Annotated in this window: 21 protein-coding genes; 12 read left to right on the plus strand and 9 right to left on the minus strand. The window is 41.5% G+C overall.

Translation table 11 applies throughout. The annotated features are described in order from the left end of the window. Positions 1-123 precede the first annotated feature (123 nt). The 4 genes from FXV91_RS12130 to FXV91_RS12140 are packed head-to-tail and all read right to left on the minus strand — an operon-like array spanning position 124 to position 4509. On the minus strand, positions 124-1620 hold the full coding sequence (locus FXV91_RS12130; protein WP_229390860.1) for a class I SAM-dependent DNA methyltransferase: 1497 nt from the start codon (positions 1618-1620) through the stop codon (positions 124-126). Then, a complete protein-coding gene (locus FXV91_RS20250; RefSeq protein WP_345945511.1) occupies positions 1613-1957 on the minus strand; it encodes a Fic family protein in 345 nt (114 codons plus the stop codon). Before FXV91_RS20250 ends, FXV91_RS12130 begins: the two co-directional genes overlap by 8 nt. Positions 1958-1992: 35 nt before the next feature. Next, positions 1993-3057, minus strand: a complete 1065-nt coding sequence (locus FXV91_RS12135; protein ID WP_229390861.1) for an RNA-binding domain-containing protein — start codon at positions 3055-3057, stop codon at positions 1993-1995. A gap of 6 nt (positions 3058-3063) precedes the next feature. Further along, on the minus strand, positions 3064-4509 hold the full coding sequence (locus tag FXV91_RS12140) for a restriction endonuclease subunit S (RefSeq protein ID WP_229390862.1): 1446 nt from the start codon (positions 4507-4509) through the stop codon (positions 3064-3066). Positions 4510-4977: 468 nt separating this feature from the next. Between FXV91_RS12140 and FXV91_RS12145 the strand changes: the two genes are divergently transcribed. Further along, positions 4978-5388 (plus strand): ester cyclase, encoded by a 411-nt coding sequence (locus tag FXV91_RS12145; RefSeq protein WP_229390863.1) that lies wholly within the window; start codon positions 4978-4980, stop codon positions 5386-5388. Between the two features lie 216 nt (positions 5389-5604). Here FXV91_RS12145 and FXV91_RS12150 read toward each other — a convergent pair whose 3' ends face one another. The 4 genes from FXV91_RS12150 to FXV91_RS12160 all read right to left on the minus strand — a co-directional run bounded on the left by FXV91_RS12150 (position 5605) and on the right by FXV91_RS12160 (position 11769). Continuing rightward, complete coding sequence (locus FXV91_RS12150) at positions 5605-5778, minus strand: hypothetical protein (protein WP_229390864.1); 174 nt, start codon at positions 5776-5778, stop codon at positions 5605-5607. A 71-nt stretch (positions 5779-5849) separates the two neighbouring features. After that, positions 5850-5975: a hypothetical protein gene (locus FXV91_RS19800; protein WP_255680358.1), complete on the minus strand. Its 126-nt coding sequence runs from the start codon at positions 5973-5975 to the stop codon at positions 5850-5852. Positions 5976-6652: 677 nt separating this feature from the next. Further along, complete coding sequence (locus tag FXV91_RS12155; protein ID WP_229390865.1) at positions 6653-9406, minus strand: DEAD/DEAH box helicase family protein; 2754 nt, start codon at positions 9404-9406, stop codon at positions 6653-6655. 335 nt (positions 9407-9741) lie between these two features. Further along, positions 9742-11769 carry a methyl-accepting chemotaxis protein gene (locus tag FXV91_RS12160; protein WP_229390866.1) on the minus strand — a complete coding sequence of 676 codons (2028 nt, stop codon included), beginning with the start codon at positions 11767-11769 and terminating at the stop codon, positions 9742-9744. Between the two features lie 816 nt (positions 11770-12585). Between FXV91_RS12160 and FXV91_RS12165 the strand changes: the two genes are divergently transcribed. Both FXV91_RS12165 and hmgA read left to right on the plus strand, forming a co-directional pair. After that, entirely contained in the window at positions 12586-12954 is a 369-nt protein-coding gene (locus FXV91_RS12165; protein ID WP_048065599.1) for a DsrE family protein, read from the plus strand. A gap of 642 nt (positions 12955-13596) precedes the next feature. After that, the gene (gene hmgA, locus FXV91_RS12170; protein WP_229390867.1) at positions 13597-14853 is read left to right on the plus strand and encodes a hydroxymethylglutaryl-CoA reductase (NADPH); all 1257 of its coding nucleotides are present in this window, start codon (positions 13597-13599) and stop codon (positions 14851-14853) included. 784 nt (positions 14854-15637) lie between these two features. Here the strand turns inward: hmgA and FXV91_RS12175 are convergent. Next, entirely contained in the window at positions 15638-15928 is a 291-nt protein-coding gene (locus FXV91_RS12175; protein ID WP_229390868.1) for a hypothetical protein, read from the minus strand. A gap of 582 nt (positions 15929-16510) precedes the next feature. Between FXV91_RS12175 and FXV91_RS12180 the strand changes: the two genes are divergently transcribed. The 9 genes from FXV91_RS12180 to flaJ all read left to right on the plus strand — a co-directional run bounded on the left by FXV91_RS12180 (position 16511) and on the right by flaJ (position 26791). Beyond that, positions 16511-18235: a 2-oxoacid:acceptor oxidoreductase subunit alpha gene (locus FXV91_RS12180; RefSeq protein WP_255680420.1), complete on the plus strand. Its 1725-nt coding sequence runs from the start codon at positions 16511-16513 to the stop codon at positions 18233-18235. Then, positions 18222-19073, plus strand: a complete 852-nt coding sequence (locus FXV91_RS12185) for a 2-oxoacid:ferredoxin oxidoreductase subunit beta (protein WP_229390869.1) — start codon at positions 18222-18224, stop codon at positions 19071-19073. The genes FXV91_RS12180 and FXV91_RS12185 overlap by 14 nt, the downstream gene beginning before the upstream one ends. A 502-nt stretch (positions 19074-19575) precedes the next feature. Further along, positions 19576-20166 carry an archaellin/type IV pilin N-terminal domain-containing protein gene (locus FXV91_RS12190; RefSeq protein ID WP_229390870.1) on the plus strand — a complete coding sequence of 197 codons (591 nt, stop codon included), beginning with the start codon at positions 19576-19578 and terminating at the stop codon, positions 20164-20166. A gap of 83 nt (positions 20167-20249) precedes the next feature. Next, on the plus strand, positions 20250-20957 hold the full coding sequence (locus FXV91_RS12195; protein ID WP_229390871.1) for a hypothetical protein: 708 nt from the start codon (positions 20250-20252) through the stop codon (positions 20955-20957). A 460-nt stretch (positions 20958-21417) separates the two neighbouring features. Next, on the plus strand, positions 21418-21912 hold the full coding sequence (locus FXV91_RS12200; protein WP_229390872.1) for a flagellin: 495 nt from the start codon (positions 21418-21420) through the stop codon (positions 21910-21912). Further along, positions 21912-22454, plus strand: a complete 543-nt coding sequence (locus FXV91_RS12205; protein WP_229390873.1) for a flagellin — start codon at positions 21912-21914, stop codon at positions 22452-22454. The genes FXV91_RS12200 and FXV91_RS12205 overlap by 1 nt, the downstream gene beginning before the upstream one ends. A gap of 68 nt (positions 22455-22522) precedes the next feature. Next, the gene (locus FXV91_RS12210) at positions 22523-23311 is read left to right on the plus strand and encodes an ATPase domain-containing protein (protein WP_229390874.1); all 789 of its coding nucleotides are present in this window, start codon (positions 22523-22525) and stop codon (positions 23309-23311) included. A gap of 61 nt (positions 23312-23372) precedes the next feature. Beyond that, positions 23373-25232 (plus strand): type II/IV secretion system ATPase subunit, encoded by a 1860-nt coding sequence (locus FXV91_RS12215; protein ID WP_229390875.1) that lies wholly within the window; start codon positions 23373-23375, stop codon positions 25230-25232. Then, complete coding sequence (flaJ, locus tag FXV91_RS12220) at positions 25229-26791, plus strand: archaellar assembly protein FlaJ (RefSeq protein WP_229390876.1); 1563 nt, start codon at positions 25229-25231, stop codon at positions 26789-26791. Before FXV91_RS12215 ends, flaJ begins: the two co-directional genes overlap by 4 nt. Positions 26792-26812: the final 21 nt, after the last annotated feature.

Below are 26812 nucleotides of genomic sequence, written 5' to 3' on the forward strand. Positions count from 1 at the left end.
CTGAAAAACATCTGAATTTTTGGATTTGGCGAGGATAGAAAAGGATATTATAATATTTTTTAATCTGAAGATAAAAGAATGTCAGACCTTCTTTTATCTTCAGACATATTCGGAATTTCTTTTTTAATTCTCTTCACTTTCTCCATTGATCGTAGCCATAATTTCTTTAAAACTTGCCAGGGAAGCCTCCATATTCTCAATAATTTCGTTTGCGAGAATATCAGGATCCGGTAGATTATCCAGATCAGCCAGGCTTTTGTCTTTGAGCCAGAATATGTCCAGATTTGTTTTATCCCTTGCTGCAATTTCGTCGTAGTTGAATTTCCGGAACCTGCCTTCTGGAGATTCTTCACTCCATGTCTCGTTTCGGCTGTGGCGATTTTCAGGGTTGTAGCATTTAATGAAATCTTCCAGATCAGAGTATTTCATCGGATTTTTCTTCAATGTATGATGCACATTGGTCCGGTAGTCATAGATCCACACTTCTTTTGTCCAGGGCTCTTTAGCTGCGGATTTAGCTTCAAAGAAAAGAACGTTTGCCTTTACGCCATTAGCATAGAAAATACCTGTTGGCAGGCGCAGTATCGTGTGCAGGTCGGTAGTTTCAAGAAGCTTTTTGCGGATGGTCTCTCCTGCTCCGCCTTCAAACAGGACATTGTCAGGAAGTACCACTGCTGCCTGCCCGCCTGTTTTGAGGATCGTATGGATATGCTGCACAAAATTGAGCTGTTTGTTGCTTGTGGTTGTCCAGAAGTCCTGCCGGTTGTAAGTGAGGTCTTCTTTTTCCTGCTCCCCTTCTTCGTTGGTGAAGGTCATGCTGCTCTTTTTTCCAAAAGGCGGGTTGGTGAGGATGTAATCGTAACGATAACCTGGGTCGGCTATGAGAGCATCGGAATTTGAGATCATGGGCTCCCCGTCTATTTCCCCGATGTTGTGCAGGAACATGTTCATCAGTGCAAGCCGCCTGGTCCCTGCGACTATCTCGTTGCCGCCAAAAGTTCTGTTTTTCAGGAAGCGGCTCTGTTCCCGGTCCAGCCGGTGGTGTGAAGTAAGGAAGTCATAAGCTGCTAAAAAGAACCCGCCTGTGCCGCAACAGGGATCTCCTATTGTTTTCATGGGTTCGGGCTGCAGGCACTGCACCATTGCCCTGATGAGCGGCCTCGGGGTGAAGTACTGCCCAGCTCCGCTTTTTGTGTCCTCTGCATTCTTCTGCAGGAGCCCTTCGTAGATCTCTCCTTTCGTATCCACACCCATCATGACCCAGCTTTCCTTGTCGATCATATCAATGACCTTGTAAAGCATGGCAGGATCGCTGACCTTGTTCTGGGCTTTGAGGAAGATCTGCCCGAGCATCCCCGGCTTTTTCCCAAGCTCTTCTAACAGCTTCTTGTAGTGAATATCGAGTTCTGCTCCACGCTGCTGTTTCAACCTGTCCCAGGTGTATTCCTCGGGGATGCCAATATCCCTGTTGTACGGCGGTTTCCTGTACTCTTCAGCCATTTTCAGGAATATGAGGTAGGTCAATTGTTCCAGATAATCGCCGTAGCTCACGCCCCCGTCCCTCAGGACGTTGCAGAAGCTCCAGACTTTGGAAACGATGGATGAGGTGTTTTCAGACATGGTTTGGATCCTTGAGATGAGAGTAATATTTTTGATTAGGGCTATTCGGTTTGTCAGGAATGGAGAGGAAAAGTTTTCCTTCTTGAATAAGTGGATTTAAGATTTCTAATCTGAAATGCTTTCTATCTTTTAATCCCATAAACTCTTGAATTTCGTCTCTACTTCTTGGTTCAATACAATATTCTAATAATGCGTTGATCTTGTCGTTTTTAGCTTGGGGGGTAGCTTGGGGGGTAGCTTGGGGGGTAGCTTGGGGGGTAGCTTGCGGGGTGACAGGAACAATTATCTTAAAAATGTCTCCTTCAAGAAGCTGCGGGTCAACTCCACCGGAATAAATTCTTGTATAGTTTTAGAGGTTCCTGACACCTGAGCCTAACTCATCCGCCCTCCCGATTTCTTTGAAAATCGAGCAATCACCGGATTCTTAGGATACGGTGTGAAATTGGAAGGATTTATTCTGCCATGTCCGTGTGGACGGTTCGCATTCTCTGCAAGAACCTGATTATTTCCTATTATGAATTTTGCAGGAAACCCGTTTATATACTCTCTGTGGATGAGCATGTTTGCGACGACTTCTCTGAAAACATGATCTCTCAGGCTGATTCTCTGATCCTTTTCCAGATAGAACGGATCTGGCAGATGTTTTGCAACAAAAGCCATCAACCTGTCATAGCTTTCTATCAGGTTGGTCCGGATGTCGTCCCTGTCGTCATAACGGTCAAGGTTTATTCTGCGAAGGATGGCATCAGTTTTGAAATGCGGCAGTATGCTCTGGATAACTTCGTCTTTGCCCAGCAAAAGAACAGCAGCAAGAGTATACCCTTCTTTACCGGTCTGGTAGTCATGCTGATATAATCTGGCACTACTTAAGAATTCCTCATCGGTCATTATTCCCCATGGGTGGTTGGGGTTTTCGGCGCGGACCATTTTCCGTACCCTCTGGATAAGGTCGCCCCTGAGGTCTTCAAGCCTGACATAGGGGTAAATGCGGCTCTCGGAAAAAGAGCTCTGTTTTCGAATATAGAGATGAGCCACAGCATCAGGATGGTTGGTTATATCGAGATCCCCATCTTCATTTCTGTCAAATATCTTACCATTACAGCGGTGAACCTGAGAGCTTTCAGGAATGCTGAGATAAAGAAGGGTTTTTCCTTCAATGATCATTGTTTCCGGCAAGATGTACAAAGGCGGATTGATCTTTTGGGAGTTATTCAGTGTAGTGACCAGGTCCTTTTTGATTTGCAGCAGAGCATCCGCATCAATTCCTGTAATATTTCCATTGTCATCAACCCCAAGGACAATATGCCCTCCACTGCGATTTAAGAAAGCGCAGACGGTCTCGTACACATCCTTGTTCACCTGATCCCTGCACTCCTTGAATTCCACAGTCAGCCCTTCACCATCCCGGATGATGCTTTTCAATTGTCCAGAGATCATGTTTCTTCACTTTTTCCCATTCTCTGCTCTTTCCGCCCTTATTCTTTCCAGCAAAACCTCAGCTGGTTCCCAATCCTCTGCCCCTCGAACCTCTGCCAGCTCCCTTTCATTAAGCAACTTCCCCTCAAACGCTTTTTTCAAAATACTCTGCCGCAGTGCTTCGGCTTTTTCCAGATTCTCTTTTATATCCTGCTCTATCTTATCGCAGACTGAAAGGCGGGTTTCGATTTCCTGAACGATGGCTTGTTGTTCTAGAAGCGGAGGTAAGGGTATCTCTAAATCCAAGAACCGATTTTGTGTGAGATTCACGCCACTGTCACTAATGCCCGTTTTTAAATCTTCCATCTTGCGTGTATATCTAGGTGAATTCAGAGTATATTCGAAAAACTGCGGTAAAATAAGATTTTCTTTAAGTCGGATACGGTATGCTTTGTCACAATTGATTAATCTTGGTCTTACTTTTTTAACTAAACAACATACGCCTACTCTTACTCTAGGACCAGCACGTGTTATTAATATGTCACCTGCTTTAAGTTCATGTTTTACTCTTGGTTCCAAATCAGCAGGAAGTTTCTTATTTTCACTTTCATTGAAATAACCGGCTTGAATGGCTGTTGTTTTTATTACTCCCCATTCTTCGTTATTAATTGATGGTTCATTGTGACATTTAGGACTCCACCCCTGTCCCAGCTCATCAATGATATTATTAATGGGTACAAACTTTTCAGTATTCGTTGTCTTATCCAGCACCGCCTGCCGATAAACCTTGAGTTGTTCCTGTGCCAGTTTGAGGTTGGCAATGCCGTTGTCCAGTTCGCTGAAGAGAAGCTCGATTTTGGAGACTATGGCGCGTTGTTCGGGGATTGGGGCTAGGGGGAACGGTTGTTCTGCAAAATAATTAGTTGAAACACGAAGTTGTCCGGCGCTCCCGGTCATACTTCTTTTTGCTTCTTTACGAAACATTTGCTGTACTAAATAATGAAACAAGTATTTGCCCGAAACACTTGATGTGGGACGTGATACATGAAATTCCGTGGAACCAAATCCAATTCCATTAACCAACTTTTCTAGAAGGGCTACTTTTCCATTTTCCATACATGGAGTAATCTTGGCAAAAATAACATCGCCCTCAATGAATCCAGTATATCCTTTTCTTACTTCTCCTAGCTTTCGAGTTTCTGATAAAGAGTATCTCCCAGTTTCTTCTTCGACCGCAGGCATGGGTAAAAAAGAAATCTCCAATGATTCATCACCAGTTGGTTTTGGAGGGTTAATTATTGCTATTTCGGAGTGAGATACCCATTTCCAATCCTTCGGTAGCTTGGGCAATTTTTCCAGCTGCTCTTCGGTAAGAGGTTCGGGTTCTTTAGATTTTTTTGATTTCGTGGGCTTTTTTTCCTGTTTTCCAGAGGTTTCCCATTGTTCCATTTTTGTAATATCAGGTTTTTCCATTATAACTCCACTAATGCCTCATTTAATTTGTAAATAATATCGTTCATGAGCCGGAGTATTTTCTCCCAACTTTTCACCCCACTTTTCACCCTACTTTTCTCCTAACTTTCTCCGAACCTTTCATTATCAGTTTTGGAGTACTTTTAAGATGTCAGTGGATTAAATAATTGTCTACTTGTGTTCTTTGGGATTATCTTCTATAAATTGGTTGATGCTGTTTCAGAAAAGCCCTTTATGTCGTCCCAATACCTTTCTTCTGCGCTTCAGTGAGGTTGTCGCGGATTCTATTATCAAGATACGCACATTAATTTATACTTCAAAATTAGATACTATTCTGATCGAACCGGGGAAATTTTTGAGCGGTGGCTAAAAAAATATTGCGACTATTTTGAGCTGTTTTTCATCGTATCGGAGATCAAAAAGACTCAGAGGCATAGAATCAAAGAGTATAGGATCAGGAGGTATAGTATGTCAGCCGAAGAAAATAAAGCATCAGATCGTCGTTTCTGGGAAGAGGTCTTCAATGGGAGGAAGCTTTCTCTGATGGACGAATTTATAGCCCCTGACTGGGTCTATCACGGGCCAGCAGGTCAGGAGATGCACGGGCCTGAAGAGCTCAAGCAGTTGTTTTCCATGTACTTCAATGCTTTTCCCGACTTACATGCTGACATCGAAGATATCATCGCCGAGGGGGATAAAGTAGCTATCAGAGTAATGTGCCGTGGAACACATAAAGGAGAAATCATGGGGATAGCTCCGACCGGCAGGCAAATAAAAGTTCCTTTGATGGGCATCAATCGTTTTAAAGACCATCAGGCGGTAGAAACCTTTGAGCTTATTGACATATTTGGGATGCTACAGCAGCTGGGATCAGCCTGACAGCCGGGCAGAGCTAAAGTTTGTTAAACATAAAATGAAAAGAGGAGAAAAGCAGTAAAAGAAGAGAGAACAATATCTATACGCTTTAACTTTGATTGAAAGAACGAATAAAGGGTTCACAAGGTTTGGCCTGCAACAATGAAGTTTATTGCGGGATCAGATTTCACCCGTTCCTGAATCTGCTTCATTTTACAGCTTAATATATCAATGAAGGTATCACGGAATCAGATTTACTCTGTCCTGAATTTGCTTCATTTTAAGCTCGTACGTCAATGAAGTAATTACGGGATCAGCTTTCGGACTGTCCTGAATTTGCTTCATCTCGCAGTTCACGCCATAAATGAAGGATACTACGGGATCGGTTTTCAAGCCGTCCTGAATTTGCTCCACCTTATAGCTACGCGTCAATGAAGTATATTGGATCAGCTTTCAAACTGTCCTGAATTTGCTCCATTTTAAGCTTACACGTCAATGAAGTAGATTTCGAGATCGGTTTTCAAGCCGTCTTGAATTTGCTTCATTTTAAGCTTGTACGTCATGAAGTTCATTGCGGGGTCAGGTTTTACTCTGTCCTGAATTTGCTTCATTTTACAGCTTAGTTCCTTGTGAACAATATATAATATGTAACTTCTAGTATAAAACACTGGCGCTTATATTACTCTGAGTAATATAAACCGTTCATTTTTTGCTGAGTCTACCTGTAAATCATCAATCAAATACTCTGTCGATCAGTGTGTGCATCAAATGCTTTACTAATTTTTACATTTTTTAAACGACATTTTACGGTTTCCCTAGATGGCGAAAAAGCCTTCGTAGGTATCTCGTTTAGAAATGTGTGTCTCATTTAGAAGGAAGACAGATACAGCAGGTTCCTTAAGGAAATAAGGCACACAATGAGAATATGTGATATTCTCAGGCGGAGCACCTGTAGCATCGTCCTTTAAATATCCTTTAAAACCTAAATTCTAATTGTAGTTACGATATAAAATATTTGACTCGTTTACAACCTGATCATTACCCAACTTATCTCCCAACTTATTCTTTACTTCTGTTTTTAAGCCGTCAGTGCCTCGTTGAATTCAGTATCTAATCTTTTCCCCACAATTTCCCCACAGTTTTCTCCTAACTTATCTCCGAACCTTTTTCTTAATCGTTCTCCGAATCTTATTCCTTGCTTTAAACCGTGCTTTCACCCAACTTTTCACCAAACTTTTTACCCAACCATCACTCAATTTTTCACCCAACCTGTTCTTTTCTTCTATTCTTATGCCGCCAGTGCCTCATTCAATTCACTGATAACCATATTCATCTCGTCCCCGAAAAGCTGGTACATTCTGCCGCGCCCGCCAAGAGCATCAAAGGGAGTGTAATCAAGGTCATCTATTTCCAGGTGGAAACTGTTAGCCACATAATCTTTTATCATGCGGAGCCAGTTCATCTGATCGTCATTGAATTTCAGGGTTCCTGCCTGTTTTTTAAATACCCAGTCCTGGAAGTTGCGGTTTACGGTCTGGTCGTAGGAGGTCAGCACAGGGTCGATTTCGGTTATCCTGCGTATCAGGGAAACCAGGGCTGTGAGTTCGTTTTTCGGAGAATTTCCGTTCACCTTTTCCAGCTGCTCGTAAGCCTGCCAGATCCTGAAGGGCGCGAAATAGGGCTTTTCGAGTTTCAGTTTGTCCAGCACTTCTTTTATCATCGTAAAGGTAACTTCCCTGTGCTGGTAGGGCTGGTTGTAGAAAATTCTCAGGGCTATGATCTCGTCTTTGTTAGCTTCCATATATGCTTTAAAATCGTTGACCAGCTCATCTGCCTTTACAACAGCGTCTTTGTCCCATTCGGCTCTGAGAAGGACATCGGTATTTACGGTATCGATTATCTGCTCATGGACTCTGCGGACATTCTCGATATAATCATTTAGCTCTCCGGAAAAGGTAGACCTGGCAACATCAAGCAGGTTCTCCTGCGCCTTTTTCTTTGCATCAGCTTCCTGAATTTCCGGCTGGTACAGTTTAATTTCAGAAGCCTGGAGATCGATGATATCAGGGTTATATGCACTGAGCAAATCCTTCACGGTCTGATTGATAGTTTTTCCGTTAGCCTTCTGAGCAAAAGTGGCTCTTTCATCCTCACTTATCTGCCGGTTCAGCCTTGCCAGTCGGGAAGCCAGGGAAATGTAAAGGTCTTCGTCCTGAGCGCCAAAGGTTACTGCTGCCAGCAGGTCTTTCAGCGGCGTATTTTTCTTGCGTTCCAGAGGCCGGCTGTCGCTCTTCATGGTCTTTGTAACGCCCACGGCATCTACAATTACAAAATGCGTCTTAGCCGAAACAGCCGATTCAGTCACCTTTTTCAGGTCATCATAGCCCAGTGTCCGTGTGCCTCGCCCCTTCATCTGCTCAAAATAGTTCAGACTCTTGACGTCCCTCATAAACAGCAGGCATTCCAATGGCTTAACGTCCGTTCCCGTGGCAATCATATCCACTGTAACTGCTATCCTGGGATTGTAATCATTGCGAAAAGCTGATAACACTGATTTTGGATCTTCTTCCGCTTTATAGGTAACTTTCTTGCAAAAAGCATTGCCTTCTCCAAACTCTTCCCGCAGTATATTGATAATATCATCTGCATGGCTGTCATTCTTGGCAAAGACCAGAGTTTTTGGAACTTCTCTTCTGCCGGGGAAAATCTCAGGCAGCTTTTCCTTGAATGTCCGTATCACATGGCGTATCTGGCTGGGATTGACCACATCCCTGTCCAGCTTTTTGGAAGTATAGGTGAAATCTTCGTCAAGCTGTTCCCAGCGTTTTTTGCGGGTAAGTTTCTCCCTTCTGTCCACGAACTCCCGCGCATTTATTTTTGCCCCGTTTTTGCTAATTTCAGTCTCGATTGTATAGACGTCATAACCCACATTCACGCCATCTGCCACTGCTTCTTCGTGGCTGTACTCGCTCACCACATTTTCATTGAAAAACCCGAAAGTACGTTTATCAGGTGTCGCTGTCAGACCTATCAAAAATGCATCGAAATAGTCCAGTACCTGCTGCCACAGGTTGTATATGGAGCGGTGGCACTCGTCTATGACTACAAAATCAAACTCTTCAATGGGAATCTTCTCATTATACACAACAGGAAGCGGTTCCTTTGGCTGCCAGCCTCTCTCAGCCGGATTTTCTTCCTCGATTTTTTCGTCCAGCTCCTCGCCCTTCAAAATCGAGTAAAGCCGCTGGATTGTGGAAATGCACACCTGGCTATCCGAGGAGATGTAACTGGAACGCAGGCGCTGCACGTTGTACAGCTCGGTAAATTTGCGGTTATCATCATTCGGCACATAAGCCATGAATTCCTGCTCTGCCTGCTCGCCCAGGTTTCTGGTATCGACAAGGAACAGCACTTTTTTAGCATCCGCAAATTTTAGTAAGCGGTAAATGAAGGTTATGGCAGTATAGGTTTTTCCAGAGCCCGTTGCCATCTGGACCAGAGCCCTTGGGCGGTTTTCCTTAAACGATTTTTCAAGGTTTGAAATCGCTATTACTTGGCAGTCCCGCAGCCTTTCGGTCCGCAATTCCGGAATATTAAGTAACCTTTCCCTCAAAGGTTTCTTTCTGAGCCATTCCTCAAAAGTCTCAGGTCGAAGAAAAGAAAAAACAGGTTTTGACCTTGGCTTCGGGTCGCGGAAGTCTGTAAAGCGTGTAAGTGCGCCGGTGCTCTCGTATACAAAAGGAAGCGGGTCATTATTCAGGTACTTTAGCTTGCTTGCAGCGTATTCGGCTGATTGTTCTTCAACAACGGTTAACCGGTGGCCTTCTTCGTCCCTTTTCGCCTCAATAATCCCGACGGGTTCTTTATCAACAAATAATACATAATCAGCCGGCCCCACATCAGTCAGGTATTCTTTAATCGCAATACCTCTGGAAGCGCTCCAATCGATCCTGCTCTTTTCCTGAACTACCCAGCCAGAGTCATTTAGCTTTCCATCGATTCCATTTCTCGCTTTTTGCTCCGGGGTCTGGTTGTTGCTCATTATTTTTACCCACAATTCATTTTCATCTTTCTGTTCCTGGATTAGAATGTCGAGGCTGCATTCTTATTGTAACAAAAACTGGAGATTCACAAAGAATAGAGAGATCTTTTCATAGTCACTGCACCTTGAATTTAATTACCGCAACCTGCTAATAATATTCCAATCCATCATTTATAATTTTGTTTTTAATCTTTCAATTTTAGAAGAGCCTTACTAAAGTAACCTAAAAACGACTTAAAGAAACTTATTAATAATTTACATCGTACTAAATAAAAAGAGTATTTTCAGGACACGATGGAGGGAGTATCATATCCTGATATCGCAGGGCTTAATATTCAACGCATTTTAGAATTCTTAAGATTCTTTTTCCCGTGGAAATTTTGTGGTTTTCCAGAAGAGGGTCGATTGTTTTTCTCTTCTCCTGAGATTTCGAAATTTTCGAAGAGGGTGTTGAATGTCTTCTGGGCAAGCTCGCTGACGTCCTGTACGGCACTACTTACTTGCTGCATGGCGGCGGTCTGTTCTTCGATTGCGGCAGAAGTTTCTTCACTGCTTGCTGCGTTTTCTTCAGCTGTGGATGCAGTCTCACTGATGCTTTTTTCGACGTTTTCGATTTTGTTCAGGCCTTCTTCCGCAAGCCTGTCCAGTTCAGCAAGCATGGAGTTTATGGTGGCAACGGCAGTGGCAATTTCATGGCCTTTATTCAAAGCCTGTTTAATGCTCTTGCTGCCATTTTTAGCCTGGACATCCGCTGCATTAATAGCTTCGGTCACTTTTTTGGTCTCTTTCTGGACGTTTGTAACAATCTCATTTATTTCATCAGTACTTTTCCTTGAATCGGCAGCAAGTTTTCGGACCTCATCGGCAACAACGGCAAATCCCCTGCCGTATTCACCGGCTCTTGCGGCTTCAATGGCAGCATTCAATGCGAGAAGGTTGGTCTGGTCAGCAATAGATTTGATTTTCCCTGTAACAGCACCTATGTTGTTGACAGCATCATCCAGAGAGTGAACTATGTTTCCGAGTTTGAAAATTTCTGCAACAAACTGTTCCACTCCTTCCAGAGCCATGTTGTTGAGATCCTGGGCTTCTTCGCTTGTTTTGCCTGCCTGGGAAGCGTAGCTGGAAGATTTGGTGGAAGATTCGCTGAGCTTTTTGAAAATTTCTTCGGAAGCTTTTATGTCAGAAGCTGCTGTGCCTGCATGCCTCGAAAGGTTCTCCGAGCCGGTTGCGATCTGTTCTGCTGCAGTTGAAATCTGTTGCATGCCGGTATTCATCTGGCCGACGGCTTCTTCCGATTGCCGGGCTTCTTCAAGGGTTGTGAGCATGTCTGCAAGGATATCCTCAATAACACATTTAAGATTAGTAACAAGCTTATTGAACTCGTCAAAAGTATTGCCAAAATCATCGTCCTTGATCTTATCCAGGTGAGYATCAAGGTCCCCCTCGCCAATCCTTCTGATACCCTCCCCAAGRTCTTTCAGACAGCTATTAGTATAATTTAAAAGGTCTTCAACTTCCTTTTCTTTCTCTTTCATCTCAGTCATATCAGTAAAGATTGTAAGACTGCCAACAATGGAACCAGTCTCATCTTTTATTGGGACAGATGAGAGCACTATAAACAGAGATTTATCTGCACCCCTGAGTTTGACGGATCCTTCAAGATTATAGACCGCTTCTCCGGTTTCCAGTACTTTTTCAGCAATCGATTTAGTTTTCTCATTACCGCGTGCCAAACTACTACTTTCCACTATTTCAGAAGGCGACATCCCGACGATCTCATCCGAACTATTAAGGTTGCAAACTTCTGCAAAGTAATCATTAAGATATTTTATCTTTCGAGACGAATCTACATAATATGCAAGTGATGGCTTGGGTATGCTGTTAACAATTACCCTTTGAGATTCTTCTCTCCGTATTATCTGCGGAGTTACATCCAGAAACACACCGTCAATATAATTGATGTTTCCTCCATCATCTTTCACCGGACGAGCCTGCTCCTGAATAAAGACTATACTACCGTCGGATTTTTTGATTCTGTATTCAGCCTGATAAGGAGTTTTGTTTTTCATAGATTTTTGTACAACCTTATCGACAAGAGAAAGGTCCTCTGGAAGAATAATATCAGACCACGATATATTTTGGGAAGTGAAATCCAGCTTAGAATAACCGGTCAGTTTTTCCACACTTTTACTGATATAATGTATAGCCCAGGAAGATTCACTCGATACTCTGAAAACAGTTACAGGAAGGTTATCTATTAACCAGCTTATCTCTTTTGCTTTTGAATCCACATTTTCAATAAATTTTTTTTCAGAGTCTTTTTGAGGTTGAAACTTCAAATCGCAATCTTTTGAAGTCATAAAATACCAATCTCCTAAATATATAAATACAAACTATTAATATAATTATAGGCAGTATATAAGATTATAGGTGAAAATAAAACTCTTACAAACAATAAAATTTCAATTACTGCTAAGTATTTGCTTCACTCGGGCAGTGAAAAGCAAACATAACAATTCAGTTATCTAACATTGAAATGTGTAGTAATACTTACGCGGAGAAAATTTGTTGAAATGTTAATTTTAAGAAATTTTTTAAATATGTTTCCGGGTTGTAATAGCAGTTCCAGAAGTTATTGAAAATGAAATATTCCACTTTCTAACTTTATGCCGTATAGAACTACAAATGCTCTGTTATGAAATAAAAAAGTCTGATCTGACACCATAGTACAATAAGAAGCAAAAACGAAGAAGGAGAGGAAGAATGTTTATAGAAAAAATACTTTACCTGACTGAGAGATACCTTCATGGAAACTGTCTTACAGTAATAACTTAACAGAGCACCATGTAAAGATAGATGACCAGCTTGCGTAAGACTTATAATTTCAGCCAGATACAATTTCAAAATTGGTTCTATAATTGTCTTTAGACTTTATAAATTTATTGAGTTTAGGGAACTCAAACCTCTTAAGAGTTGAGAAGCAACTTAATGTTTTCGAACTACAATAAAGTTAATTAAATTGTGCATAAGCGTACAGATTTCACAGGCTTATGAGGGAGTTGATAAATTTATATAAATGAAGTGAAAAAATGAGTATACCCTCGTTGTCAATGTGAAACTTTATATACATCCAGGTAATCTGTTTCAGAAATGTATTATTCAGACCTGGGGTTCTTATGACAAAAGTCGAAAAGGTACTACTGCTACTCAAAAATATGGTGTATGAAAGCACCAGCCCGCAGGAAACTCTCAAGTTTGCGAAGTATTATAGGAGCAAAGGACTCGATGTGCTGGTTATTCTGTGGGGACCTATGGGAGTATTGCTTGCAAAGAAAGATAAAACGAGAGGGTCACCTAAATACGATGCCTCAGTTCAGGAATGCATTGAGATGGGAGTAGAGTTTCGATGCTGTCAGCTTGCCTCAGATATGATTGGCCTTAAGAAGGAAGAACTGATCCCGGGAATTGAGTTTATTTGCTCAAAAGATGTAGCTGAACTATTTCTGACGTACAGAGAGGAAAACCAGCTTATTATAAATTTTTGAATCTAATAGCTAACTCTAAAACCAGCAGCCAATCTTAAATCAACTTTAAAGAGTATTTAAAACTCCAATAAAATCTCTTTTAAAATAATTAGTTAAAAATTATCAATTAACAACTGTTTTTTAATGACCATTTTTTAAAGTTACCTTTCTAAAGGTACTTTTAAAAATATTTTTAAAATTATTATTATTACTATTATTACTATTATTACTATTATTATGTTGAATAACATTAATTTCAATGATCTAATTAGAGATTGAATTAGAGATTGAATTAGAGACAGAATTAGAGACAGAATTAGAGATAGAACTAAAGATTACAAGCTGGTTAATTGAAGGCATATTTGCTAAACATAGGTTTGATAAAGAAAATGTTCTTAAGCTATTTTTTATAAATGCTGCTGTAAAACAGACAAAAATTTTTATTCTTTCAGACATATTCAGATAGGCTATCTAAGAAGTATGGAAACTGTTTTTGAGGAATGAATTATATGTTAATATGCAGATATTTAGAGTAAAAATGGATCTTAACACAAGGGTGCCATATTCAAACGAGCAAAATATTCGGATTAGCGCTTCTTACTATAGTACTATGATAAGATATCAGTTTTTAGCAAGGAGATAAAGAGATTAATTGGTGGTTTCATGTTTTTAAAAGATTATGAACTTGGTGAGGAAGAAAAGCTTCTTTTACAGAAGGTTATCGATGGGGATATAGCCTTTCGTAAGATTGAAGAGTTTGCAGACCCGTTAACAGCCGTAAAAATCCGCAGACTTGCCATTCAGGAGTACGCAAAACTCGAATTTGAACATATACATAACTTCTCTCTGGACGTGGAAACTGTAACAAAGAAGAATATTGAAAACATGATAGGGGCAGTTCAGATCCCTCTGGGAGTTGCCGGGCTTCTGAAGGTAAATGGAGAATATGCGGGAGCTGAATACTATATTCCTCTGGCTACAACTGAAGGAGCCCTCGTTGCCAGTGTAAACCGCGGTTGCTCAGTTATCACCAGGTCTGGTGGGGCAAATGTAAGAGTTTTTGAAGACGAAATGACCAGGGCACCGGTCTTTAAGCTTGAAAGCCTTGACAGAACCAAAAAATTTTACGACTGGGTGAAGAGTCCAGCAATTTTTAAGCAGATGAAAGAAGTTGCCGAAAAGACAACCAGGTTCGGAAAACTGATCTCAGTAAAGCCCTTTGTGACCGGAACGTATGTCTATCTCAGGTTTTCCTATGATACAAAAGATGCAATGGGCATGAATATGGTTACCATAGCTACAGACGCAGTGATGCACCTTATAGAAGACGAGTTCGGAGCACAGCCTGTTACTCTTTCAGGAAATATGTGCACTGACAAAAAGCCTGCGTCCATAAGCACCATCCTTGGGAGAGGAAAGACTGTAGTAGCCGAAGTTACTATTCCTGGAGAGGTAGTCAAAGAAACTCTCAAATGTACCCCGGAGTCAATGTTTGAGGTAAATTACAGTAAAAATCTGCTTGGTTCGGCAAGAGCAGGAGCCATTGGATTTAACGCTCACGCTGCAAACGTTATTGCTGCTATCTATCTCGCCTGTGGGCAGGATGCTGCTCATGTTGTTGAAGGCAGCACCGCAATTACAAGTATGGAACTTACAAAATATGAAGAAATCCATTGTTCGGTCACACTGCCAGCCCTTCCTGTAGGTACAGTCGGAGGAGGTACTGGCCTTGGGACCCAGAGAGATTGCCTGAATATCCTTGGTGTGGCAGGAGCAGGAGACTCTCCGGGCATAAACTCGCGGAAGTTTGCAGAAATCGTAGCCTCTGCAGTACTTGCGGGAGAGATTTCTCTTATAGGAGCACAGGCTGCCGGACATCTGGCGCGCGCCCACGCACAGCTCGGCCGTGGAAAGTTTTGAAGCCACGGAAAAAGATACAGGAAACTCAGTCCAATCCATCCGGTAAGAAAAACATAATCGTGACTATGCACTAAAAAAGCAAAAACCCCTTCATAATGAAAGCAGCAGGGAGGGGTATTGTATTTTCTTCTTTATAATTTACTGCTTTAGATATCCAGGTTACTTCTTGAAGTATTCAGGTTACTTCTTGAGGTATTCAGGTTGCTTTTTTGTAATTAAGGTGATCTTAAGCAATTGAGGAAACTTTTTACGAATTCAGGTAAACTTTTACTGAGTAAGAGAACTATTTACTAATCCATGCAACGTTCAGGCACTTTAAATACTTTCTATAAAAGATATTTTTGAGATATGATATTTTTGAAATCTGATATTTTTGAGATATGATATTTTTGAAATCTGATATTTTTGAGATATTATACTTCAGATTAATATTAAAATTTCATTCAAAGTAGAAATGTTTATCATAATGTGAATTTCTAAATAAGAATGGAGGCAGGTATGAGCAATCCTGTTGATATTCTGGCCTGTGCAGTTACTTCACTAGTTTGCTTTTTCATATTATACGCCGTACTTCAGCTGGATATACTTATACTGGGAATTGTTTTGATAGGCTGTATTCTTTTTGGGAAGATACTATATATGTTTTAAAATTCCTGATTTATTTGATTTTTAATTAGTTTACTGTTATCAATTTAAATTAATTCGCATGCTTATGGTTTATACTATCCCCTATCATGTCCAGCCGCGCAATTAGTATCTGTTTGTTTTATTTTATTAATTTTGTTTATTTCGTTTTTTCGTTTACTTCACCCTTATCTTTGTTATCTTCACCAGTTCCATTCTCATTAACCTTTTCTCCGGGCAATTCTCTCCCTATTATTTCGTCTTCACTTTCCTCTTCATGTTCAATAACATAATCACTCATCGTGAGAAAAAGGATCCCGAGAGTGACTGTAACCAGGCCCAGAACTTTGTGAAAAGTAAACAGAACAGCGCCCAGGAATATCAGGGGAAACCCCAGTAAGACGCCCCTACCTTTGATAAAGAAATTTTTTACGGGCTCTAGAAGTGACATTTTAATGAATTCTCCTTGTAAACAGCCTTATCCGTACGTCCCTCTTTAAAGGTCGAGTCAACAGAATATTTTGATTGCAATTAAAAAGGACAGGAATCTTAGTTAAGTTCTCTGTGCGGACTATTCCTGTCAATATGTGAACTTCTTGCAGGTATTTGAATATCGCCTTTTTATCAGCAGTTTTTTATCAGCAGTTTTTTATCAGTAATATATCACTCTTTGTTAGTATGGTTTTTTCGGTTTTACACATCAGGCACGGAGGCAAGAGTATATAAGGTTTAATTATAATACACCCTTAGGGGACTGAGAGGAGAAAAGGTAAGAAATAGCCGGTAAAATAAGTAAAGCCGAATAAATAAGCTCATTAAAATTTTCTCTTTCTTGTAAGTTATTAAAATATACAGGCTTTATTCTTATTCAAGTATCAAAAACATTTTTCAGTTGACCCTTAGAATAATCAAAATAAAGAGCTGAATTGTTTAGATTAAAGATTTAACATATATCAATAAGGAACATTAGAGTTTCAAACAACAAATTTACCTGGACAGGTAGAAAAGTAAAAGAAAATTGGGGGTTTAGTTTCTGGACTATACACTTCGGGTAGGAGGGGAAGCCGGGCAGGGGCTGCAAACAATAGGAGGAGCTCTTGCAAAAATCTTTTCCAGAAAAGGATACTATGTATTCACGCACCAGGACTACATGTCCAGGATACGCGGCGGACACAATTTCTATCAGGTCCGTTTTTCTGACCGTAAAGTATTGGCTTCAAAGGAAATTGTTGACATTCTTCTCGCTCTTGATCTGAATACGATCGAAATTCACAAAAACAGTGTTAAAGAAGAGGGGTTTATTCTCTACGACTCTGAGAGCATGAAAAAGAAATTTGAAGGGGCTCAGTTTATAGATATCCCTTTCAGAAAAATCGCGTTTGATGTCGGAAAAAATAGTGTGATGGCAAATACCGTAGCAACAGGGTCAGTGCTCGGGCTGCTTGACCTGGGGCTTGATGTCCTGAATGATATTTTAAAGATGACTTTCCGAGGGAAAGGGGAAGAAATAATTGAAAAAAATATAGCCTGTGCAGAGGCAGGGTATAACTATGCCCATTCTAATTGTCCCCGCTGCGAAGCTTTCGGAATCCCGGAGCCGGATGGAAAAAAGCTCCTGCTCATAGACGGAGTCCAGGCAATAGGGATGGGAGCCCTTGTGTCAGGCTGCAAGTTTTATTCAGCATACCCTATGTCCCCTTCAACAGGAATTTTAAATTATCTGGCTTCCAGAGCAGAAGAATACGGGCTGGTAATTGAGCAGGCTGAAGATGAAATATCAGCAATTAATATGACAATAGGAGCCTCTTTTGCAGGCGTAAGAGCTATGACCGGCAGTTCGGGAGGAGGGTTTGCCCTTATGGTAGAAGGCCTTTCCCTTGCAGGGATTACCGAAACTCCTCTGGTGGTAGCAGAAATGCAGCGCCCGGGACCTGCTACGGGTTTGCCCACACGTACCGAACAGGGAGACCTGCTTTTTGTCCTGTATGCAGGACATGGAGAGTTCCCACGGGTAATATTTGAGCCAGGAACCCCGGAGCAGGCTTTTTATCTTACCAATAAGGCCTTCGAGCTATCAGAGAAGTACCAGATACCTGTTTTTATCCAATCTGACCAGTATTTAGGAGAGTCCGAATGGACTTTTGAAAATTTCGACTTCGAGCGCCTTGTATATAATGATTATCGAGTGAGAGAAAAAGACCTTGAAGGGGTAGAAGAGTACAAACGCTACAAATATTCGGACACGGGGGTTTCTCCTCTTGCGGTTCCCGGAGAAGCAGGGAAGCATCTGGTTGTGGCAGATAGCGATGAGCACGACGAAGAAGGGCATATCATAGAAGACTCTGAAACTCGCATAAAAATGGTCCAGAAAAGACTGCTGAAAAAACTGCCTCTGATAAAGAAAGAAATCGAAGCTCCGTTGCTATACGGGGATCCATCTCCGGAAATAGTGCTTGTAGGACATGGCTCGACCTATGGTGTGATAAAAGAGATAGTAGATATTTATTCAAAGGATAGAAAGATCGCGATGATGCATTTCAGCCAGATCTATCCTCTTCCCGAACAGGATGGTTTCGATTATATAGAATTTCTCAAAAATGCAGGCCTTGTTATTTCTATAGAAAACAATGCCAGCGGGCAATTTGCAAAATTCATAAGAGCCGAAACAGGGTTTGAATTTACCCACCAGATCTTAAAGTACGATGGAAGACCGTTTACCATTGAAAACCTGAAGGAGGAAGTAGATGCCTACCTCTGAAGATTATGAAGGCCAGGTCCCTGCCTGGTGTCCCGGATGTGGAAACTTCCAGATCCTCTCAACCATCAAACAGGCGCTTGTCGAACTTGGCATCGAGCCCTGGGAAGTCCTGCTTGTTTCGGGAATAGGACAGGCAGGAAAACTGCCCCATTACATTAAGTGCCACACCTTCAACGGGCTTCACGGAAGGACACTACCTGTTGCCACTGCTGCAAAGCTTGCCAATCACTCCCTGCACGTAATCGCAGTTGCCGGGGATGGAGACTGTTATGCCGAAGGTGGGAACCACTTTCTTCATGCGATCCGCAGGAGCCCTAATATCAGCCTTTTCGTGCATAATAACCAGATCTACGGACTGACCAAAGGGCAGGCTTCTCCCACATCAGCCAAAGGTACGCATACACCGGCTCAACCTTTCGGGTATCTTGCACATCCGTTTAATCCGCTTTCTCTCGCAATCTCTCAGGAATGCAGTTTCGTAGCCAGGGGCTTTGCAGGAGACCAGGAGCACCTGAAGGAACTGATGAAAGCTGCCATAACACACAGAGGCTTTTCTCTGCTTGATATTCTTCAGCCCTGCGTCACTTTTAATAAAATAAATACCTTTAAGTGGTACCGGGAAAGAGTTTACAAACTTGACGATGACTATGACCCTTATAACCAGATAAAAGCATTCGAAAAGGCTCTGGAATGGGAAGATAAAATCCCTAACGGCATATTTTACAAAAAAGATAAGGAAACCCTGGAAGAAATGGTGCCGACAATCCACGAAACACCGCTTGTGAGGAAAAAGTTCTCATTTGAGGATGTAAAGCACGAAATTGAGAAGTTTTATTGAAAACTTCACTTCCTTTCTATTTATTATGGGCTTACGCGGTTGAACTGAGAAATCGATAGCATTAAATCTTCAACTGCCTAAAACATTACGCCAGTAACAACGCCATATGTGCTTGATTTTGTGCTTCAAGTGCGTAAGTCCTATATTATTTAGATATTTATTACCTTCACTCGGTCCAAAATTCTAATTTTCCCCTCAAAACACTCTACCCGAAGATCTTTGCTTTTCTAAATAACCTCAAAATTTTAAATAAACACTAATATAAAAACTTTATAATTTTTTGGCAAAAGTTAATAAGTTAGAAGATAATAGTATCTGTTGTAAAATTAAGAGTATGTAGATAGGGGTCAATTAACTTGGAACCATAAATATCAGCTCCTGAGTAGATATCTCCTATTGCAAATTTGAATCAAAAAAGTTGGAATGTAGGGCGCTGGGGAATGGAGCCTTTTGACTTTTCTATATACTTTCATTCAAATCTGAATAATGGAGTGAAAACAGAATGAAAGGTATTTTTAGCATCTTTAGAAAAGACGAAAAAGCCTTTACGGGACTTGAATCCGCAATCGTGCTGACTGCTTTTGTGGTGGTGGCAGCCGTTTTCTCTTATGTAATTCTCGGGGCCGGGTTTACGACCTCTGATACCGCCAAGTCAACAATTGATGAGGGTGTAAAACAGACAACTTCTTCCGTTGGGCTTGCAGGCGACGTGATTGCAAAAAGTAACGAAAATAAAGTGAACGAGATAATACTGACTCTTCAACTAACCGCAGGTCAGTCCCCGATGGATATAGGGGTTGACAGTAGTGAAGGAATGATGGTTGTATCCTACTCCGATAGCGCTGCTTATGAAGCAAATACAACCTGGGCTCAAGAGTTCATAGGAAATAACGACGGAGATAACATATTGGAGCAGCACGAAAAAGTGCAAATTACCATTCAAGTTCCCGAAGATGCAATGCTGCAGAGAGGTAACATGACTGATGTGGTTAACAGAGAGTTCAGGCTTGAAGTAAAACCAAAAGTTGGTGCAATCGTACCTATCACCAGAGTCACACCCCCGCAGATTGATAACGTTATGAACCTGAAGTAATCCGCAGGGCATCAGGGATGCTTACCCCTCTTTTACTGTTATGAAAACGGGAAAAATTTCATTTTCGTTTTCAGGTGGTCAGTATGGAACTGGATAAAAGAGTAAATGAAATAGAAACCGAACTTAAAATCATTAAAGGGGAGATTAAAGAATTACTTGTGGATATAAGAGATCTGGTGAACAAAAATGAAAATCCTTTCTGCGGCATCCCGAGCGTTGAAGCAGTGAAGATTTGGGTACCGGAGAAAGAGGAATCTGCAAATAAACAGCTAGTTGTGGCTGATAATGGAGAAAACGGACTCAAGCCCACTCCAGGAATTTCGGAGCCTAGAAATCAAACTACAAAAAATAATGAAAAATCCCTGAAATTAGCCGGAGCTGGTCAGGAATATTCTGTGCAGAATGTTCATAAACAGGAAATACACAGACCTGAACCTGAGAGTTCCCGAAGAATTGACATATTCATGCTTGTCGAGCTTATGCGGTGGGTGGATTACGCTGTCAGAACAGTGGGACACAGCAACCTCGAAGAACTACTGAACCTTTATACTCTCATTGGACAGCTCCCTGAACACACAAAAGAGATTATTAAGAACATTGCAAACCTTTCAATAGAAGAGCCCGCGGTAGAAGAGAGGGTTAGCATGAAGGACAACATCATGGTGCTTTCGCAGTTGAGTGCAATCCTGAATCCGGAAGACATTAAAAAGAGTATTCAGCCGCTTTATGAAACCTCCCCGAGCTGGAAAGAGAAAGAAAAAGAGAAGAAAACAGGGATTGTCTTCAACTGAGTTTGAAAGCTGAGGAAAAACTAAGGTAATGAAATTAACTGCTTCGGCCAAAGTCTGCTTCGGCCAAGGTCTAATTCGTCCAGTCTGAACTAACTTCAATCTGTTTCGTATGAAGTCAATTAACCAACCATCAATCGATTAATATCGGCTTACATTCCGATTTACGATTAATCAATATCATCTTACATTAATTAATCGACTTACATTAATTAATTGACTTGAATTAATTAATCGACTTGCATTAATCGGTTCACCTTACCGAATTAATAAAACCTTCATTTAACAGTCTCATCTGAGACCCGTATCATTTGACATGAATTAATGTCGTCAGATATTAACCGGTCTATAACCAGTTTAGTTAGCCAATCCGGTTAACCAGTTTAATCGGGATCAACATCAATTTATTCGATCTGAGAATATCCGATCTGAAAAGAAAGGAAAGTAAGGCGGGGGTCAAAAATTGAGTGGGGAATCGATAAGCTCTGCAATTCTGACAATAGCATCCGTTATCTGTGCATTTGCTTTTGTTTCAACTGTGTACCCCTCGGTAATCTCTGCCGGAGACCCCATAATGAGCCGTACGGACTCTATGGGAGACCAGATCATGACAGATATAGAAATTCTGCATGAAGCAACAGGTGCTGAAGGTACTGAAATCCACGTATGGGTAAAGAATGTGGGATGCAAGGAAATATCTTCAGGCATAATTCCCGAGTCTGACCTCTTTTTCGGAGAGGCGGGGAACTTTGAACGCATCCCTTATGATGAAAACGGAATTCTGGTTCCGGGTTGGAACTACCTGATTGAACAAAATGAAGACAATAACTGGGATAAAGGAGAGACTCTGCGCATAAAAATAAAACCTGTAGATTTACCTATTAGCGGAGAGAAATATTTCATCAAGTTCAGTACATACAATGGGGTTTCTGAAGAGGCCTATTTTACGGTGTCATAATGGGTTTCGGGTCAATAATTGCAGCAATGGTCTCGATTGCAACTATTCTCCTGGCATCTTATGTCTGCTCGAAAGGAGGGTTCTACATGGCAGACGGTCTCTCTAATTCAGTCGTTGAGATGCAGGAAAACAGGAATGAAATATTAAAAACAGAAATAAAGGTTACAGGCGTCTCTACAGACAGGGAAGATATTCTGGTATTCCTGCAGAACACAGGCTCGATAAAAATTGGGGATTTCACTTACATGGACGTAATCATCGCCTATCAAAATGAATCAGGCACTGTGAAGACAGTCTGGATTCCCTACCAGGAAGGCGAAGTCCTTTCTAAGAACAGGTGGACAAAATTAGATATTGCTCCTGACCTGATGAACCCTGGAGTCTTTGACCCGGGAGAGAAAATGGAATTGCAGGTCCGGCTGGATGCCTCAGATCCACCGGGAAACTCCAGCATAAACTGGCTTCTGGTAGCTGCCCCCAATGGAGTGAAGACTTCACAGTATTTCAGTGATAATCTTTCAGAGGATGACTTAGGAATTTAGAGATTATTCCGTAAAACCAGCTGACAGGAAAATTAAGGGATTCTGGGTTCCAGAGAAGGGTAGAGAGAATGGAAGGAAATAAGAGTGAGGGAATACTGTTTGAAAGAGAATTGGTCTATGAAGAAATATTCAGTGACCTGCAAGAGGAAGAGAGAACATTATTGAAGTTCATATCTTCCGGAAACCTGGAAATAGACCGGAAACTGGAAGGAGGCGTCCCTGTAGGTTCACTTTGCCTTCTCGAAGGAGGAAACAATAGCGGGAAGTCCATTTTTTTGCAGCAAATAATGTGGGGAGCTCTGAACCAGGATAAAAAGGTCCTTGCTCTAACAACGGAAAAGACCTCAAAAGAACTTCTAAACCAGATGGGGAGCTTGAAGCTTGGGATTTCGGATTACTTCATAATAGGGAGATCAAAGATATTCGAAATTAATGCAAACTATATTGAGAAAAATCCTAAATTGAGCGAGAGCCTACTGCAGATGCTTCTGGAATGCATAAAAAGGTGTGAAGAAGAACTGATCCTTATAGATTCCCTGACGATCTTTGCAGTGAACGCTTCAGAGAATGCGGTGTTAAACTTCTTTACTGAATGCGTAAAGCTATGCGACAGGGGAAAGACTATTCTCATCAGTGTGCATGGGTACGCATTTTCTCAGGTAACGCTTTACAGGCTAAGGTCCATTTGCAGTGCCTTTTTTGAGCTCAGAATAGAACAGGTGGGGGACCAGTGGGTAAAAACTATGGAAATCCAGAAACTAAGGGGTGCAAGAAAGACTACAGGAAATCTGTTGAGTTTTAATGTGGACAGTGAATTCGGGCTGAAAATAATTCCTTTTTCAAAGGTTAAAGCCTGAAAAGATGAAAGAGCGTCCGGAAAGACGGCAATCGGAGAAAAAACCCGAATGAGGAGTTGAGATGGAAGCTCTGCCTTTTGAACCTTTGCCTGCACCGGATAAAGGGGGACGCTCCAGAAAAGAGATGTTCTCAAGCCTCTCTTTAGAAATGCAGGAATTTATTGGCAGGGAAGAAAACCTCCATATCCTTGATTATATCTGCAGGCTCCCTACAAAAGAAATAGGATTTCCGGAATTCTATCCAAGGATTTCGAGATCCATGAAAAGCATCAAAACCCCTAACCTGATCTATCCTTCCGGAAAAGGGCTTGCAGTTCATATATATCCGGATAAGGAAGATATAAGAAATTATTATATCCCCATAGAGCCCTGCCTTTTCCAGAATCTGGATAGTACAGTAGAGACAGTGGAAAAGTTACTCATCGATGTAATACATGATCAGGACATTACTACAAAAGATCCTGAAGAAAAGAAAAAGCTCCTGGAAAAAGCCCTGGAAAAAATCTGTGAAGTAGAAGAAAATTTAAAGGAAAATACAATGGCATTGGGAGGAAAACGCAGGGGAAAGAAGAAAGATACATATAAAGGAGAAAGCTCCCTGAGAAAAAAGGGAGAAGGCTCCCTGAGAAACGAAAATAACAACGAAAAACCCGGCATTTTTGAAAACCTGAAGGAAGCTGGCAAAGCATTCCGGATGAGAAAACTGCAGAAAATTTCCGTAACGCCTGAAGAATTCAATGCAATCAAATACCTGATGATCAGGGACAAGGTGGGGATGGGAGTGCTCGAACCTTTACTTCTTGACCCAAATATAGAAGATATAAGCTGCAGTGGGCTTGGCAGGATCTTTGTTGAGCATAAGGTATTCTCATCCCTTAAAACAACAATCTCATTTGAGGAAATTGAAGAACTCAATTCTTTTGTCATACAGATGTCCGAAAAAGTAGGAAAACCAATAACCTACAGGGACCCTATAGTCGATACTGCTCTTCCGGACGGATCAAGGATTAATATTGTTTTCGGGGAAGATGTGTCAAGGCGGGGGAGCAATTTTACCATCAGGAAATTTATGAAAACCCCGATTTCAATCTTCGAACTTATTGAGTTCGGAACAATTGACTACACAATGGCTGCATACATGTGGATGATGCTCAGGGCAGGAATGAATTGCTTCATTTCAGGGGAAACAGCCTCAGGAAAGACCACGATGATGAATGCAGTGACTACCTTTCTTCCACCTGACTCCAAAATAGTCTCTATTGAAGACACCCCGGAACTGCAGGTTCCCCATAAGAATTGGACCCGAGAGGTTACAAGGACTACAAGGGATGACAGCGGATCTGATGTCTCTATGTTTGACCTGTTAAAAGCATCCCTGCGCCAGCGCCCAAATGAAATTATAATAGGAGAGATCCGTGGGGTTGAAGGAAATATTGCTTTTCAGGCAATGCAAACAGGACACCCGGTAATGTCCACCTTCCATGCCGCCTCAGTTGAGAAACTTATCCAGAGGCTGACGGGTGACCCTATAAACGTCCCCAAAAGTTATGTGGATAACCTGAATGTTGTTCTTGTTCTGAGTACTGTAAACGTTCCGGGAAAAGGGCTTGGACGAAGAGTCATGAGCATTAACGAGATCATAGGCTATGATTCTGTGAATCAGGCTTTCAATTTTATGGACATCTTCAAATGGGACCCAGGCACAGACACATTCAAGTTCACAGGAAAAAACAACTCTTACCTTCTGGAACATAAAATTGCCCCACGCCTCGGAATTTCTGAAAACCAGGTACGAAAGATATATTCTGAACTTGACAGAAGGGCAAAAATCCTGAGAAAAATTCACCAGGCAAATATCACCAATTTTTATGAGCTATTTAACACGCTGATCCAGCTAGAGGAGGCGGGGTTAGCATCATGAAGTGTATGCAGATGGCTCCGAGCTTAAAAATAAATGCTGCAAAATCGGGAGTTGAAGAATACATTAACTTTGCTCGAAAACAGAAGAGCACAAAAATTGCTGAAAGAGTCAACGATGATATGCTCTTCCTGTTAACATATATGGCAGCTATCTCAACTGCGGATATTGAAAGGGACAAAATATTCGATTATGCCGGGCGCCAGAAAGAATATGAGGCTTCAAAGTATTTCAGGCAAGTACATATTCTCGCCTCAAAGTGGGGATATGAATACGCAAAGGCCTGTAAGTATATTTCCCAGAAATTAAAGGACGCCTATCTTTCAAAACTATTTGGCACGATGGCAAATATCCTTTCTTCGGGGGAGCCTGAGAAAAATTTCCTAAAACAGGAAAAAATCACAAGAGAAGAGATCTACTCTAACGAGTACGAACGAAGTATTGAATCTCTGAAAAAATGGACAGAGGGTTATACTGCCCTGATGGTATCCGTAACTCTCGTTGTTACCACAGTCCTTGTTTCGGTCATGATTTATAATACAGCAAATATAGAAACCCTTGCATCCCTGGTTGTATTGTTAACCCTTTTTATATGCGGACTTGCCGTTTACATTATATACAGGTCAGCTCCTGACGAAAAAAAAGTACATACCCTCAATCGCAAATCAAAGGAACAGGAGCAGATCAGGTTTCTGAGCCGAATTTTACTACTTCCGGGTGCAGTTTCTCTTACTGCTCTAATTTTGCTTGGGATAAGACCGGAATTTATCCTGATTGGAGTGACCTTTTTTACTCTTCCGATAGGAGCCCTTGCTATGGTTGATGATCGAAAAATCGATGAAAGGGACAGTAGTTTTCCTGCTTTTGTAAAGACGTTGGGGACCCTTGCCGGGGCAACGGGGATCACTTTAAGGAGTGCAATGGAAAAACTTGATCGGGAAAACATAGGTTGTCTCAAGCCGGGAGTCGAAGAGCTGCACACAGGCCTTTCTATGGGGTTTAAATCCAGGCTTTGCTGGGAGAAATTCATAGGGGAAACAGGCTCCGAACTGATCAACAGGTGTTCAAGGATCTTTACTGATGCAGTCGAACTGGGAGGTGACCCGGCTGAGATAGGGAACATAGTTTCAGCCTCAAGCCTGACAATTGTCCTCCTGAGGATGAAACGACAGCTGATCAGTTCCGGTTTTAGGGGACTTGCCATAACCCTACATACTGTAATGGTTGGGCTTCTGATTTTTGTAACAGAGATTATTTCCAAATTCAGCGGACTCGTATCCAGGATGAGTGAATCTTACACGTCCGTGGAAGGGGGAATGAGTGGGATGTCTGAAATAGGGATGAGCATGTTCAGTGTAGCCGAAAGCATACCCATGCTATATAAATTCACTTTTTTCGTGATAATTATCCTTACGATTTCAAACACTCTCGTAGTAAAGATTGTGGAAGGTGGAGGGAATTACAAACTCTTTTTCTATGGGGGCCTGATGTCCGGAATTTCAGGACTCTGTATGATCCTTATCCCGCCGGTCGTATCAAGGGTATTCACATTCCAGATATGAAAAATATTCTCATTGAGGCAT

Source organism: Methanosarcina sp. DH2 (genome assembly GCF_020804225.1).
GTDB lineage: Archaea > Halobacteriota > Methanosarcinia > Methanosarcinales > Methanosarcinaceae > Methanosarcina.